Origin of the sequence: Bradyrhizobium sp. Mp19 (assembly GCF_029952935.1) — a bacterium.
GTDB classification, from domain to species: Bacteria; Pseudomonadota; Alphaproteobacteria; order Rhizobiales; family Xanthobacteraceae; genus Bradyrhizobium; species Bradyrhizobium elkanii.
On sequence record NZ_JASAUT010000002.1, the window covers coordinates 167,412 to 182,523 of the forward strand.

At 66.1% G+C, this 15,112-nt stretch carries 9 protein-coding genes; 3 read left to right on the plus strand and 6 right to left on the minus strand.

Annotation, left to right across the window (positions count from 1 at the left end; genetic code table 11):
* From QJT82_RS03520 to QJT82_RS03540, 5 genes are all read right to left on the minus strand, one after another.
* Nucleotides 1-1,473, minus strand: coding sequence for an efflux transporter outer membrane subunit (locus QJT82_RS03520; RefSeq protein ID WP_035634060.1), 1,473 nt, complete (start codon nt 1,471-1,473; stop codon nt 1-3).
* A complete protein-coding gene (locus tag QJT82_RS03525) occupies nt 1,474-4,758 on the minus strand; it encodes an efflux RND transporter permease subunit (protein WP_028344926.1) in 3,285 nt (1,094 codons plus the stop codon).
* Between the two features lie 3 nt (nt 4,759-4,761).
* On the minus strand, nt 4,762-7,869 hold the full coding sequence (locus tag QJT82_RS03530) for an MdtB/MuxB family multidrug efflux RND transporter permease subunit (RefSeq protein WP_028344925.1): 3,108 nt from the start codon (nt 7,867-7,869) through the stop codon (nt 4,762-4,764).
* Entirely contained in the window at nt 7,866-9,095 is a 1,230-nt protein-coding gene (locus QJT82_RS03535) for an MdtA/MuxA family multidrug efflux RND transporter periplasmic adaptor subunit (protein WP_245288948.1), read from the minus strand. The genes QJT82_RS03530 and QJT82_RS03535 overlap by 4 nt, the downstream gene beginning before the upstream one ends.
* 268 nt (nt 9,096-9,363) lie before the next feature.
* Nucleotides 9,364-10,809 carry a DASS family sodium-coupled anion symporter gene (locus QJT82_RS03540; protein WP_018271403.1) on the minus strand — a complete coding sequence of 482 codons (1,446 nt, stop codon included), beginning with the start codon at nt 10,807-10,809 and terminating at the stop codon, nt 9,364-9,366.
* Nucleotides 10,810-11,030: 221 nt separating this feature from the next.
* On the opposite strand from QJT82_RS03540, the gene aat reads away from it, so the two are divergent.
* Entirely contained in the window at nt 11,031-11,711 is a 681-nt protein-coding gene (aat, locus tag QJT82_RS03545; protein WP_028344924.1) for a leucyl/phenylalanyl-tRNA--protein transferase, read from the plus strand.
* A 109-nt stretch (nt 11,712-11,820) separates the two neighbouring features.
* Here the strand turns inward: aat and QJT82_RS03550 are convergent, their stop codons facing one another.
* On the minus strand, nt 11,821-12,837 hold the full coding sequence (locus QJT82_RS03550) for a DUF2155 domain-containing protein (protein WP_035634053.1): 1,017 nt from the start codon (nt 12,835-12,837) through the stop codon (nt 11,821-11,823).
* A gap of 256 nt (nt 12,838-13,093) precedes the next feature.
* Between QJT82_RS03550 and QJT82_RS03555 the strand changes: the two genes are divergently transcribed.
* Nucleotides 13,094-13,870 carry an SDR family oxidoreductase gene (locus QJT82_RS03555; protein ID WP_028344922.1) on the plus strand — a complete coding sequence of 259 codons (777 nt, stop codon included), beginning with the start codon at nt 13,094-13,096 and terminating at the stop codon, nt 13,868-13,870.
* A 145-nt stretch (nt 13,871-14,015) separates the two neighbouring features.
* Entirely contained in the window at nt 14,016-14,957 is a 942-nt protein-coding gene (locus tag QJT82_RS03560; RefSeq protein WP_028344921.1) for an alpha/beta hydrolase, read from the plus strand.
* The last annotated feature ends 155 nt before the right edge of the window (nt 14,958-15,112 follow it).

Here is a 15,112-nt window from a genome sequence, read left to right on the forward strand (position 1 = left end):
TCATGGCACCGCCGCCGCCAGCGTACCGGCGGGCGTCCAGCCGCCGCCGAGCGCCTGGAACAGGCTGCTCGCCGCCAGCAGCTTGTTGAGCCGCACCGTAACCAGATTGTTTTCAGCGGTGAACAGCGTCTGCTGGGCCTGCAGCACCGTGATCAGGTTGACCGTCCCGCCGCGCAACTGCGTCTCGGCGACCTCGAACGCCTTGCGCGAGGCGGCGACGACGTCGGACTGCAGGCGCTCCTGCAATGTGTACTTCTGCAACGCGATCAGCGCCTTCTCGACATCGGCGAAGGCCGACAGCACCGCCTTGCGATAGGCCTGCAGGTTTTGCAGTTGCTGGCCCTTGGCGAGCTTGAGCTGGCTCTCCAGCAGGAAGCCGTCGAACAGCGGCTGGGTCAGCCCAGCGGCGAGCGTGTAGTACCAGGCGCCGGGCGCAAACAGCGAGGCGAGCGCCGCGCTCTGGAAGCCGGTGGTGCCGGTCAGCTGGATCTGCGGAAAGAATGCCGCGCGCGCCGCGTCGACGCTGAAATTGGACGACGCCAGTTGCGCCTCGGCCTCGCGGACGTCAGGCCGCTGGTAGAGCAGTTCCGACGGCAGTCCCGGCGTGACGCGCGGCACCGCGATCTGCGTGGTGGACCCGCCGCGCACCTTGAAATCGGCCGGCGCGCGCGCCACCAGCACGGCGAGCGCCGCGGTGTTCTGCCCGACCGTCACCTCGAGCGGCGGGATCGCCGCGCGCTGCGTGGCGACCAGCGCCTCCTGCTGCGACAAATCGAGCTGCGAGGCGGTGCCGCCGGCGAATTGCGACTTGATCAGCGCAAGGATGCGCTCGGCCGCCGCGAGGTTGCGGCGGGTGACCTTGATCTGGTCCTGCGCCGCCAGCAGCTGGAAATAGGTGTTGGCGACCGTCGCCATCGTGGTCAGCGCCACCACCTCGCGATTGTAGCGCGCGACGGTCGCGCTCTCCTCCGAAGCCGACAGCGTCGCGCGGTTCTTGCCCCAGAAATCGACGATGTAGCTCGCGCTCAGCCCGAGGCTGTATTGCGAGAAGGTGCCGCTGGCGCCGAGCGACGAACTGGACCCCGTTGCCACACGCTGACGCTCGGCATTCGCCGATCCGGAGATGGACGGCAGCAGCGCAGCGCCGGACACGCCGACCTGGGCGTCGGCCTGCACGATCTGGGCGATCGCCACCGCGATGTCGAGATTGTAGAGCTGCGCCGATTCCATCAGCCCGGTCAGCTCAGGTGAGCGGAAGCCGCGCCACCAGGCGAGCGCCGGAACGGCCGCGTCGGCATCGCCCTTGGCCGCAGTCTTGTAGCTCGCCGGCACTTCGAGGCTGAGCTCGGGCTTCTCCGCCCCGGGAATACAGCCGGACAGACCGAGGCTGAGGCCGCCAAACGCCGCCACGCGCAGAAACCGGATCGGCTTGCGCATCAACTGAAGATTTCGCAACGCTGCACCTGTCGGCATTTACTCGCCCGGTTGAAGTGAGGAGCCCGGCATCCGCGTCGCGCCGTCGCGGCGGAGGCGCCGGGCCCACAGGCGGAACCGGTCGAGATAGAGGTAGATGACCGGCGTCGTGTAGAGCGTGAGGACCTGGCTCAGGATCAGGCCCCCGACGATGGCGATGCCGAGCGGCTGCCGCAGCTCGCCGCCATCGCCCATGCCGATCGCCAGCGGCACCGCCCCGAGCAGCGCGGCCATCGTCGTCATCATGATGGGGCGGAAGCGCAGCAGGCAGGCCTCCCGGATCGCCTCGAGCGGCTCCAGCCCGCGCCTGCGTTCCGCCTCCAGCGCAAAGTCGATCATCATGATGGCGTTCTTCTTCACAATGCCGATCAGCAGGATGACGCCGATCAGTGCCATGATACTGAACTCGGTCTTGAATGCCATCAGCGCCAGCAAGGCGCCCACACCCGCCGAGGGCAATGTGGACAAGATGGTCAGCGGATGGATGTAGCTTTCGTAGAGCACGCCCAGCACGATGTAGATCGCAACCAGCGCGGCCAGGATCAGGAACGGCTGGTTGCTCAGCGAGTCCTGGAACGCCTTGGCGGTGCCCTGGAAGGTGCCGCGGATCGTGGCCGGGACCCCGATCCGGTTCATGGTCGCCTCGATGCTGCCGACCGCCGTGCTCAGCGACACGTTCGGCGGCAGGTTGAACGAGATGGTGTTGGCGACCAACAGGCCCTGGTGATTGACCGCAAGCGGCGTCGCGCCCTGCTTGAACGCTGCAACTTCCGACAGCGGGATCATGGTCTCGCTGCTGGTGGAGACGGCCGAGCCGGTCGAGGCCACGCCCTTCCCGGTCGAACCGATCGAATTGGTGGCCTGGTTGCGCGCGGCCTGGGCGTTGGCCGCACTGGCCGCGCTGGAGTTGCCCGGGGCGACGACCGTGCCCGCCACCGCGTTGGTCGATTGCGAGCCGCCGACCGATCCGCCGGACGTGCTGATATAGACGTCCTTCAGCGTCTCAGGATTCTGCCAGTAGCGCGGCGCGACCTCCATGATGACGTGATACTGGTTGCGCGCGACATAGATTGTCGACACCTGCCGCTGGCCGAAGGCGTCGTAGAGCGTGTTGTCGATCTGGCTCACCGTGATGCCGAGCCGGGCCGCGGCGTTGCGGTCGATCACGAGATCGGATTCCAGGCCCTTGTTCTGCTGGTCGCTGTTGACGTCGGCGAGATCAGGATCGCGCTGCAGGGCCGCCGCGATCTTCGGCGTCCATTCATTGAGCTCCTCCAGCGTCGATCCCTGCAGCGTGTACTGATACTGTGCGTTCGAGGCCCTGCCCCCGACCCGGATGTCCTGCACCGCCTGCAGGAACAGGCTCGCGCCCGGCACCACCGACATCTCGCGGCGCAACCGCGCGATCACGCCGTCGGCGCCGATCTTGCGCTCATCGAGCGGACGCAGCGAGACGAACACGAAGCCGGAATTGGTCTGCCCGCCGCCGGTGAAGCCGACCGCCGTCTCGACCGCCGGATCGCGCTTGATGATGCCGACATACTGCGCGAGCTTCTGCTGCATCAGCTGGAACGACACGCTCTGGTCGGCCTGGATCGAGCCGACCAGCCGGCCGGTGTCCTGCTGCGGGAAGAAGCCCTTCGGGATCACGTCGTAGAGATAGAAATTGAGACCGAATACCGCCGCCAGGATCAGCATCACCGACAGCGGATGCGCCAGCGCCGCGGTCAGCGTCCTGCGGTAGAAATTCAGCATCGCCTCGAAGAAGCGCTCGCTCGCCCAATAAAGCCGGCCGTGGCCGCCAGCGTCCGGCTTCAGCAGCACGGCACACATCATCGGCGTGGTCGCCAGCGAGACTGCGAGCGAGATCAGGATCGAGATCGAGATCACCATCGCGAACTCGCGGAACAGCCGCCCGACGATGCCTGCCATCAGCAGGATCGGGATGAACACCGCGATCAGCGAGATGCTCATCGACAGCACGGTGAAGCCGACCTCGTTGGCGCCCTTCAGCGCCGCCTCGAGCGGGCTCAGGCCGTCCTCGATGTAGCGGGTGACGTTCTCCAGCACCACGATGGCGTCGTCGACCACGAAGCCGGTCGCGACCGTCAGCGCCATCAGGGAGAGATTGTCGAGGCTGTAGCCGAACAGGTACATCGCCCCGAAGGTTGCGACCAGCGACACCGAGACCGCCACCACCGGAATGAAGGTGGCGCGCGCATTGCGCAGGAACGCGAACACCACGATGATGACCAGCAGCACCGCCAGAACGAGGGTTCGTTCGACGTCCCGGAGCGAGGTGCGGATGGTCGTCGAACGGTCGACCGCAACGCCGATGTCGATCGCCGGCGAGACCGATGCCTGCAATTGCGGCATCAGCCCCTTCACGAGGTCGACGGTACTGATGATATTGGCGTTCGGCTGCCGGTAGAGGATGATCAACACCGCCGGCTTGCCGTTGGCGAGCCCGGCATTGCGGAGGTTCTCGACGCCGTCCGCCACCTCGCCGACGTCGGAGAGATGAACCGGCGCGCCATTGCGGTAGGCCACGATCAGCGATTTGTAGTCGTCGGCCTTGTTGGCCTGGTCGTTGGCGTAGACCTGGTAGCGCTGGTCGCCGACGTCGATGCCGCCCTTGGGGCTGTGGGCGTTGGCGCTTGACAGCGCCGCGCGGACGTCTTCCAGGCCGATGCCGTATTTGTAGAGCGCCTGCGGGATCAGATCGACGCGCACGGCCGGCAGCGAGCTGCCGCCGACCACGACCTCGCCGATGCCCTCGACCTGCGACAGCTTCTGCGCCAGCACCGTGGAGGCGGCGTCGTAGAGATCGCCGCGCGTCAGCGTATCCGACGTCAGCGTCAGGATCAGGATCGGCGCGTCGGCCGGATTGACCTTGCGGTAGGTCGGATTGGCGCGCAGGCTGGTCGGCAGGTCGGCCCGCGCCGCATTGATCGCGGCCTGCACGTCGCGCGCCGCGCCGTTAATGTCGCGATTCAGCCCGAACTGCAGCGTGATGCGGGTCGAGCCCACCGAGCTCGACGACGTCATCTCGGTGACATCGGCGATCTGGCCGAGATGGCGCTCGAGGGGACTGGCGACCGTGGTCGCGACATCCTGCGGGCTGGCGCCGGGCAGCGTCGCCTGCACCGAGATGGTCGGGAAATCCACCTGCGGCAGCGGCGACACCGGCAGCTTGAAGAACGCGACGATGCCGGCCGCCGCGAGCCCGAACGTCAACAGCGTCGTTGCGACCGGCCTACGGATGAAGGGCGTTGACGGATCCATGGCTCAACGCGACCCGCTCGCCTCGCCGATCTCGTCCGCCCGCCCGGCAAACCGCAGCGCGAGGCGATCGAACCAGAGGTAGATCACCGGGGTCGTGAACAGGGTCAGCAGCTGGCTCACCAGCAGGCCGCCGACGATCGAAATGCCGAGCGGATTCCGCAGCTCGGACCCCGCGCCGCTGCCGAGCATCAGTGGCAGCGCGCCGAGCACCGCAGCCATCGTCGTCATGATGATCGGCCGGAACCGCAGCAGGCAGGCCTGGTAGATCGCCTCCCGCGGCGGCTTGCCCTCGTTGCGTTCGGCATCGAGCGCGAAGTCGATCATCATGATCGCATTCTTCTTCACGATGCCGATCAGGAGGATGATGCCGATGATCGCGATGATGGTGAGATCCTGGCCTCCCATCATCAGCGCCAGCAGCGCGCCGATGCCCGCGGAAGGCAGCGTCGAGAGGATCGTCAGGGGATGGATGAAGCTCTCATAGAGCACGCCGAGCACGATATAGACCGTGATGATCGCGGCCAGGATCAGGAACAGCTGGTTGGACAGCGAGGACTGGAACGCCAGCGCTGCACCCTGGAAGCTCGTGATCATGCCGAGCGGCTGGTTGATGTCGGCCTGGGCCTGCTTGATCGCCGTCACCGCCCCTCCAAGGGAAGCGCCGGGCGCCAGGTTGAACGAGACCGTCGCCGACGGGAACTGGCCGAGATGCGAGATCTGCAGCGGCGCGGTCTCCACCCGCATCTTGGCCATCACCGACAGCGGCACCGGCGTCGAGCCCACCGATGACGGCAGATAGATCGACGACAGCGAATCCAGCGAAGTCTGCAGCGACGGATCGGCTTCCAGGATCACGCGGTACTGGTTCGAATTGGTGAAGACGGTCGAGACGATGCGCTGGCCGTAGGAATCGTACAGCGCGTTGTCGATCGTTGCCGGCGTGATGCCGAACCGCGCCGCCTGGTCGCGGTCGATGTCGACGAACACCGAAAGCCCCTGCGCCGAGATATCGCTGGTGACGTCGCTGAGCTCGGGCAATTCCCGGAGCTTGTCGACCAGCTTCGGCGTCCATTCCGCGAGCTCGTTCGGATCGGCATCCTGCAGGATGAACTGGTACTGCGTCCGGCTCACCGTGCCTTCGATGGTGAGGTCCTGCACCGGCTGCATGTAGAGCGTGATCCCGGTCAGCGCCGCCGTGCTCGCCTTGATCCGGTCCATGATCGTCGAGACATTGGCCTTGCGCCGCTCATGCGGCTTCAGATTGATCAGGATGCGGCCGCTGTTCAGCGTGGTGTTGGTGCCGTCGACGCCGATGAACGACGACAGGCTCTGCACGTCCGGATCCTTCAGGATCGCGCTCGCGAGCCGCTGCTGCCGCTCGGCCATCGCCGCATAGGACACCGATTGCGGCGCCTCCGAGATCGCCTGGATCACGCCGGTGTCCTGCACCGGAAAGAAGCCCTTGGGGATGACGACATAGAGCAGCGCCGTCAGGCCAAAGGTGGCGAGCGCGATCAGCAGCACGAAGGTCTGGCGATCCAGCACCCAATTGAGCATCCGGGCGTAGATCGCGATCACGGCATCGAAGCCTTCGCGGCTGAGCCGCTGGAAGGTGTTTTCCCGCGCCATCGCCTCCGGCTTCAGCAGCTTTGCGCAGGCCATCGGCACCAGGGTCAGCGACACCACGGCCGAGATCAGGATCGTGACCGACAGCGTGATGGCGAATTCGCGGAACAGGCGGCCGACGACGTCGCCCATGAACAGCAGCGGGATCAGCACCGCGATCAGCGACACCGTCAACGAGATGATGGTGAAGCCGATCTGCTCGGACCCGCGCAGCGCCGCCTCGAGCGGCGACTCGCCCTCCTCGATGTAGCGCGAGATGTTCTCGATCACGACGATGGCGTCGTCGACCACGAAGCCGGTCGCGATCGTCAGCGCCATCAGCGACAGATTGTTCAGGCTGAAGCCGAACAGATACATCGCGCCCAGTGTGCCGACCAGCGAGAGCGGCACCGACAGGCTCGGGATCAGCGTGGCACGGGTCGAGCGCAGGAACACGAAGATCACAAGCACGACCAGGATCACGGCGAGCGACAGCTCATATTCGACGTCGCGGACCGAGGCCCGGATCGTCACGGTGCGGTCGGTCAGGATATTGAGGTCGATCGCGGCCGGCAGGGTCGCCTGCAGCTGCGGCAGCAGGTCCTTGATGCCCTGCACCACCGAGATCACGTTGGCGCCGGGCTGGCGCTGGATGTTGAGGATGATCGCCGGCGTCTCGTTCATCCAGGCGCCGAGCTTGTCGTTCTGCGCGCCGTCGACGACGTTGCCGACGTCGCTGAGGCGGACCGGCGAGCCGTTCTTGTAGGCGATGATCAGCGAGCGGTAGTCGCTGGCATTGCGGATCTGGTCGTTGGCATTGATGGTGTAGGCGCGCATCGCGCCGTCGAAATTGCCCTTCGGCGTGTTGACGTTGGCGTTGCCGAGCGTGGTGCGGAGATCGTCGATGTTGAGGCCGTAGGCCGCGAGCTTGCGGATGTCGGCCTGGATGCGCACCGCGGGCCGCTGGCCGCCGCTGATGCTGACGAGGCCGACGCCGGGCAGCTGCGAGATCTTCTGCGCCAGCCGCGTGTCGACGAAATCCTGCACCTGCGTCAGCGGCATGGTCTTCGAAGTCAGGCCGAGGGTCAGGATCGGCGCATCGGCCGGATTGACCTTGGCGTAGATCGGCGGCGCCGGCAGGTCCGACGGCAACAGATTGCCCGCGGCATTGATCGCGGCCTGCACCTCCTGCTCGGCGACGTCGAGCGAGATCGACAGGCCGAACTGCAGCGTGATCACGGACGAGCCCGCCGAGCTCACCGAGCTCATCTGGGTCAGATTCGGCATCTGGCCGAACTGCACCTCGAGCGGCGCCGTCACCGACGAGGTCATCACGTCGGGGCTCGCGCCGGGATAGAAGGTCTGCACCTGGATGGTCGGATAGTCGACCTCCGGCAGCGCCGCGACCGGGAGAAATCTGAACGCCAGCATGCCCGACAGCATGATGGCGATCATCATCAGGGTCGTCGCCACCGGCCGCAGGATGAATGGCCGCGACGGGTTCATTTCTTCTGCCCGTCCTCGGACCGCTTGTGGTGGCCACCTCCGGGATCGGCGCCGTCCTTACTATCTCCCTTGCCGTCTCCCTTCGCCGCGCCACTCGCCGTCCCCTTGGCCGCAGCCCCCGGGTTCGCGGTGTCGGCGGCGGAGCGCACGACCACCTTCGCACCCTCGCGCAGCTTGTCGGCGCCGTCGATCACGATGCGATCGCCGGGTACAAGCCCGGACAGCACCTCGACCCGGTCCCCATCGGTGACGCCGAGCTTGACCGGCCGCACCGAGACCGTGCTGTCGGCGTTGACGAGATAGACGAAGGTGCCGGGTACACCGCGCTGGATGCCGGCGGTCGACATCGTCGTCGCATCCTTGTGGGTATCGAGCAACAGGCGGACGTTGACGAACTGGTTCGGAAACAGTGTGCGCTTGTCGTTCTCGAACTGCGCGCGCAGCTTGATGGTGCCGGTGGTCGCATCGATCTGGCTGTCGAAGGTCTGCAACGATCCCTCGGCGAGCTTGTTGGCACCGCTGCGGTCATAGGCCGCCGCCGGCAGCACCGCGCCCTCCTTCAACCGCTTCGCGACCGCCTGCAGATTGTCCTCCGGCAGCGTGAACAGCACGCTGATCGGCTCGAGCTGGGTGATCACGACGAGGCCGTTGGTATCGCCGGGCGTCACATAGTTGCCGAGATCGACCTGGCGCAGTCCGACGCGCCCGTTGATCGGCGATACGATGTGACAATATTGCAAATTCACCTCGGCCGACTTCACCGAGGCGCGATCGGCTTCCACCGTGCCCTGATACTGCGCGACCAGCGCGACCTGGGTATCCAGCGTCTGATGCGGCACCGCGTTCTGCGCGGCGAGGTTCTGGTAGCGGGTGAGATCGACCTGGGCGCCCTTCAGCTGCGCCTCGTCGCGGGCGAGCTGTCCCTTGGCCTGCGCCAGCGTCGCCTCATAGGGGCGCGAATCGATCTCGGCGATCAGGTCGCCCTTCTTGACCTCATCGCCCTCCTTGAAATCGATCTTCATCAGATAGCCGCTGATCTGGCTCCTGATGGTGACGGTCGCGAGCGACGTCACGGTGCCGAGCGCATTCAGGCTGACGCCGATATCGCCCTTGCCGATCGTCTCCGGCACGATCGACATCGGCCCGGCGTTGCGCCCGCCACCGGCCTGCGGCGGCGCGGCCTGCTGCCGCGTCCACCAGACGATGCCTGCAAGCACCGCCAACACGAGACATCCGGTCAGAAACCCTCGCCAACGCGACCCTCGCCTGGTTCGCTCGGGCGCCACAATCGACGGGTCTTTTATCTGCTGGTCCATAACCTGCCCACGAAGAAACACGAATGAGCTCGCGCGGCTCTATGTGTCCCCTGAACTCCGCGCGCGCCACATCCGACGAAGCATTTTGAAGGCTTCTTCCGGACAAAGCGCGTTAAGAATCGGAAAGGAAAGTGCTCCTTCCCGGTCGGCGGCTGTTTCTCGCTGGATTGTGGCTATTTTACCCGATCATTTGTAACCAGGGCAACACGATCAGCAACAATCCGGCAAAGTAGATCAAGCCGAAGATCAGCCCGAATTTCCAGAAGTCGCCTTTGCCGATATAGCCGCTGCCGTAATACATCGGCGCCGGTCCCGTGGCATAGGGCGAGATCACCCCCATCAGCCCCAGCGAATAGACGCAGAGCAGCATCAGGGTCTGCACCGACAGGCCAGGAATGCTGGAGCCGACGGCGAGCACCACCGGCAGCACGGCGGCGGTATGCGAGGTGATGCTCGAGAAGAAATAGTGGATCCAGAAGAAGAAGGTGACGAGCAGGATCATCCCGACCAGCGGCGACGTGCCGGAAAGCGGCTTGGCATAGCCCTCGGCGACCCATTTGATGAAGCCGATCTCATTGAGGCCCGACGACAGCGTGAGCAGCGAGGTGAAATAGAAAAACACCTCCCACGCGCTCTTCTCCGCGACGATGTCCTCGAACGCGATCACGCCGGTCAGCAGCATCAAGGAGATCACGACGAACACGACCGTGGTCGCGTTGATGAAGTTCGAGCCGAGCAGCGGCACGCTGATATTGGGATTGGAGCCGCAGATCCACAGGAACATCGCGAGCACCACCAGCACCGCCATGATCCATTCGTGCCGCGACGGCGGCCCCATCTTGGCGAGCTCGCCCTCGCTCCAGGTCACGATCTCCGGGCTCTCCTTGATCTCCGGCCGGCAGACCAGATAGCTGAGCAGCGGCACCAGCAGCAGCAAGAGGATGCCGAGCGGCGCGAAGCCGATGAACCATTGCGACCAGCCGACCTCGATGTTGACGAGCTTCTTGGCGATCGAGAGCGCGGCGGCGTTCGGCGCCAGCGCGGTCAGGAACAGCGAGCTGGTGACGGCCGTGGTCGCGAACGCGGTCCACATCACGAAGGTGCCGATCTTGCCGGCGGTCGGGCCGGGCTCGGAGCCGTAGATGCGCGGGATGTTGCTGACGATCGGATAGATGGTGCCGCCCGAGCGCGCGGTGTTGGACGGCGTCGCCGGTGCCAGCACGAGATCGGAGAACGCCACCGCGTAGCCGAGCCCGATGGTGCGGCGGCCGAGGCCGCGCACCAAGAGCAGCGCCAGCCGGCGGCCGAGCCCGCTCTTGCGATAGCCGATCGAGAACACGAAGGCGCCGACGATCAGCCACACCGTGCTCTCGGAAAAGCCGCCGAGCATCCAGCGCAGCGATTTGTTCGGGTCGTGCTCGACATAGCCGCCGATGCCGGCGACCGTCAGGCCGATCAGACCGACCGCGCCGACCGGCATCGATTCAAGGATCAGCCCGGTGATCACGGCGGCGAACACCGCGAAATAGTGCCACTGATTGGCGTTCAGCCCCGAAGGCACCGGAACCAGATAGATCACCAGCCAGACCAGCAACGGCGCAAACGTTCGCCATGACCATTTCATGCAGCGTCCCCCTCACCTGTGTCGATTGTCGGGCGCAAGCCACCGTGTCCCGGCAGCGCCGCCATCTTTTTGTTGCAATCTAGCACGACCGCGCAGTCCGTCTCGGGAAACTGCGGCGGAACGGCGCGGCTTGTGGAGGAACCGGCGCGTTTCGTCAACACGTAGCGTCCCGGTGGCAGCCCCCATCGCAAGACCGCCCGCGCTTTGCTATCCTTGGCGCTATGACGTCACGCGACTCCGCCTCCTCCGAGATCACGCCCGAGGTGCTGCTGCGCGCCTATGCCTGCGGCATCTTCCCGATGGCGGAGAGCGCCGACGATCCGACCCTGTTCTGGGTCGAGCCGGAATTGCGCGGCGTGATTCCGTTCGACGGCTTCCGTGTCGCCTCCCGCCTGGCGCGCACCGTGCGCACGGATGCCTTCACCGTCACCGTCGATACCGCGTTCAAGGCCGTGATCGCCGGCTGCGCGGCGCCGCAGCCCGGCCGCGACGACACCTGGATCAACAGGCGCATCCGCGATCTCTATGTCGGGCTATACGCGTCGGGCCATTGCCACAGCGTCGAGGTCTGGCAGGACGACAATCTGGTCGGCGGGCTCTACGGCGTCAGCCTCGGCCGCGCCTTCTTCGGCGAAAGCATGTTTCACACCACGCGCGATGCATCGAAGGTCGCGCTGGTGCATCTGGTGGCGCGGCTGATCGCGGGCGGGTTCGAGCTGCTCGACACGCAATATGTGACGGAGCACCTGAGGACGTTCGGCGCGATCGAGATCTCGCGGCGCCGCTATCGCACGCTGCTCGACAAGGCGATCACGGGCGCGCCGGCGGATTTCCGCAAGCTCGACGCCACCCAGCCGGTCAAAGGTGCTGACGCGCTGGCGATCATCGCCGAGCGCAATTGAATTAAGCCTATGCCGTAGCCCGGATGCAGCGAAGCGCAATCCGGGACAAGTCTCTCCGCGGAGAGAAACCCGGATTTCGCTGCGCTTCATCCGGGCTACGAAGTGCCGATCAGTTTCCGAACAATCCGCCGAACAACCCGCCCGGCCGCTGCTGTTGCTGGGGCGGCGGAGGTGGCGGCTGCTGCTGATATTGCGGCAGCGGCTGCGGCGGCGGACGCGGCGCGGCCTGCTTCTGCGGCGCGCGCTTCTGGGCCGGCGGCGGCGGTGGCGTCGGCGCCTTCGGCGGATCGGGCGCGGCGGTCACGATGGTCTGGTCCGGTCCTTTGCAGTCGGTCAGCCAGATGTCGTAGATCGGATGCTCGACGCCGTGCAGGCCGGGGCTCGCCGCGAACATCCAGCCCGAGAAGATCCGCTTCACCTCGCCCTGCAGCGTGATCTCGTCGACCTCGACAAAGGCATCGGTGTTGGCGGCTTCCGTCGACGGCCTCGTGTAACAGGCATCGGTCTTCACCCGCAGCGCGCCGAACTGCACGGTCTCGCCGATATCCTCGTCGAAATTGATGATGCGTCCGGTGATCTTGTCGAGACCGGAGAAGCTCGCCTTCTTGTTGGTGATCTTGGCCGACGGCGGCTCCTGCACGACCTCGTCGCCCGGCTGCAACGCGGCAGGCGTCTGCGGCGCGGTGCCTTGCGGCGCGCCTTGGGGCGTCCCCTTGGGACGCTGCCCCGGCGGCAGCGGATTGGTACCGGGCGGTGTATTGGCAACAGCCGGACCGCCGGGTTGCGGCGGCTGCACGGCGACCCCGGGCTGGGTGCCCTGCGGAGCCACCGTCGAGCCGGGCGGCGGCGCCAGCGGCTGCGACTGCACGCTGCCGGGCGGCGGCACCGCCTGGCCTGGCGGCAGAGCGCGCGGCTGTGTCGGCAGCAGGCGGCCGCGCGGCAATTCCGGCACTTCCTCGTCGTCGTCGCTGGGAGGAGCCGCCTGACCACGCGGGATCGAGCCGGGCGGACGCGGCGCGGGATCGGAGAAAATCGTTCCGATCTGCGCGCGCGCGGGCGGCGCAAGCGAGATGGTTGAGGCGGCAACCAGGGCCGCAAAGCCAGTCAGGGCAACGGTTCGAAGCATCTCGCGCGGCTTTAAAGGGCGAATCGGGCTCGCGACAGTGTACCTTGATATCGGCCGCTCGCAGGCCACCGGTTAACACGCCGAATACGGCGGGGAAAGGGCACCCGGCCACCTCTCCCCGGCCCACTGCGCAGCCTCCGGTCACCTCTGGTCACTCCTGGGAACACGTGTGATAGTCCTGACGCTGAAGGCACGCGGCCACGCGTGAAAACCAGGAAAATCCGGATCGAACCGGACCAGCCAGAGGAAACCCACCATGCCAGATCGCATCAGGCTCGACGGCAGGGTCGCCGTCGTCACCGGGGCTGCCGGCGTCATCGGAACCGCCACGCTCCAACTGCTCGCCGAACGGGGGGCGCGGATTGTCGCAGTCGACCGCAAGGGGGCCGACCTCAAGGCCGCCACCAAGGACCTGCCGGCCTCAGCCGAGGCCTTCGCGATCGAAGCCGACGTCACCGACGAGGACGAGGTCAAGGACTATGTCCGCGCCACCGTCGACCGTTTCGGCACCATCGACGCCTTCTACAACAACGCCGGCGTCGAGGGCGACATCAGGCCGATCCCTGAATATTCGCTGGAGAGCTTCCGCCGGGTGCTCGACGTCAATGTGGTCGGCGTCTTCCTGGGAATGAAGCATGTGCTGCCCGTCATGCTGAAGCAGAACAAGGGCAGCATCATCAACACCGCCTCGATCGCGGGCCTGATGGGATCGCCGATGATCGCGGTCTACAGCGCGAGCAAGCACGCGGTGATCGGGCTGACCAAGAGCGCGGCCTGGGAATGCACCGGCACCGGCGTGCGGGTCAATTGCGTCTGCCCCGGCATGATCGAGAGCCGGATGCTGAGCACGATCCTGCAGGGCCGCTCCGGCGGCAACGCGCCGCCGATCGAGAAGATCGTCGACCGCATCCCGGCGCGCCGGCTTGGCCTCGCAAGCGAGGTCGCCTCCATCGTCGCTTTTCTTGCCTCCGACGAGGCGAGCTACGTCTCCGGCTCCGCCTACACCGTCGACGGCGGCCGTACCGCCGCCTGACACGACCGTCATTCCGGGGCGATGCGGAGCATCGAACCCTCAGGTGCGCAATTGCGCACCGAGAATCTCGAGATTCCGGGTTCGGTCCTGCGGACCGCCCCGGAATGACATCAATGAAAACCGAACATCATAGGTCACAAACAATATGCCCGTCGTTCTCGATCCCGATGCCGCTGCCGTCTACAAGGCGTTCCAGGAGGCCGGCCGTCCCGCCTATGAGACGCTGACCGCGCCGGAAGCACGCGACTATTATCGGGCCGCCCGCGTCGTCTCCAATCCCGAGCCGCCCGCGCTGGAATCGAGCAAGCCGCTCGCGATCCCGGCGCCGCACGGCGCCATCCCTGCCCGCATCTACACGCCGAACACGCTGCGCAAGAAAGACGGGCTCGCGCCATGCCTGGTGTTCTTCCATGGCGGCGGCTGGGTGATCGGCGATCTCGATACCCATGAGGTGGTTTGCCAGAAGCTGGCCCATGAGGGCGAGCTGATCGTGATCTCGATCGATTATCGCCTCGCGCCCGAGCATCGTTTTCCTGCCGCGGTCGACGACGCCGTCACCGCGACCCGATGGGTCGCCGCCAATGCCAGGGATCTCGGCATCGACGCCTCGCGCCTGATCGTCGGCGGCGACAGCGCCGGCGGCAACCTCGCAGCCGTGGTGGCCCTCACCGCCCGCGACGGCGGACCGAAGCTCGCCGCCCAGTTGCTGATCTATCCCGCGACCGATTTCTCGCGGAAGCATCCCTCGCATAGTGAGCCCGAGACCAGCATCCTCTTGACGCATTCGGTGATCGGCTGGTTCGCCAACCATTATCTTGGTGACGCCGACAACAACGACTGGCGCGCCTCGCCGGCGCGCGCAAAGGACTTTGCCGGATTGCCGCCGGCCTATGTGCTGACCGCCGGCGCCGATCCGCTGCGCGACGAAGGCGACGAGTATGCGAAATTCCTCAAGGGCGCCGGCGTGCCGGTGACCTATCGGCATTTCCCCGGCCAGTTCCACGGCTTCTTCACCATGGGCAAGCTGCTCAATCAGGCCAATATCGCGGTGACCGAGATCAGCGCCTGGCTGAAGACGCTGGGCTGAGCAATCAGATCAGCGGCGACGTGCCTGGGGTCGTCTCCGATCGAGGCTCGCGAGCGCATCGCGAGCCTGTTGCGGCGTTAGCGCGCCTTGAAGTTCCCGACGCCGCGCGATAGTGCCGCCGTCAGCGCCTCACGCCGCCGGGCACTCCAGCCATC

Coding starts and splice junctions, on each gene's coding strand:
- QJT82_RS03530 (WP_028344925.1), bottom strand. CDS start 7,869: ATGAACCCGTCGCGGCCATTCATCCTGCGGCCGGTGGCGACGACCCTG.
- QJT82_RS03555 (WP_028344922.1), top strand. CDS start 13,094: ATGCCAGATCGCATCAGGCTCGACGGCAGGGTCGCCGTCGTCACCGGG.
- aat (WP_028344924.1), top strand. CDS start 11,031: ATGACGTCACGCGACTCCGCCTCCTCCGAGATCACGCCCGAGGTGCTG.
- QJT82_RS03520 (WP_035634060.1), bottom strand. CDS start 1,473: ATGCCGACAGGTGCAGCGTTGCGAAATCTTCAGTTGATGCGCAAGCCG.
- QJT82_RS03550 (WP_035634053.1), bottom strand. CDS start 12,837: ATGCTTCGAACCGTTGCCCTGACTGGCTTTGCGGCCCTGGTTGCCGCC.
- QJT82_RS03525 (WP_028344926.1), bottom strand. CDS start 4,758: ATGGATCCGTCAACGCCCTTCATCCGTAGGCCGGTCGCAACGACGCTG.
- QJT82_RS03560 (WP_028344921.1), top strand. CDS start 14,016: ATGCCCGTCGTTCTCGATCCCGATGCCGCTGCCGTCTACAAGGCGTTC.
- QJT82_RS03540 (WP_018271403.1), bottom strand. CDS start 10,809: ATGAAATGGTCATGGCGAACGTTTGCGCCGTTGCTGGTCTGGCTGGTG.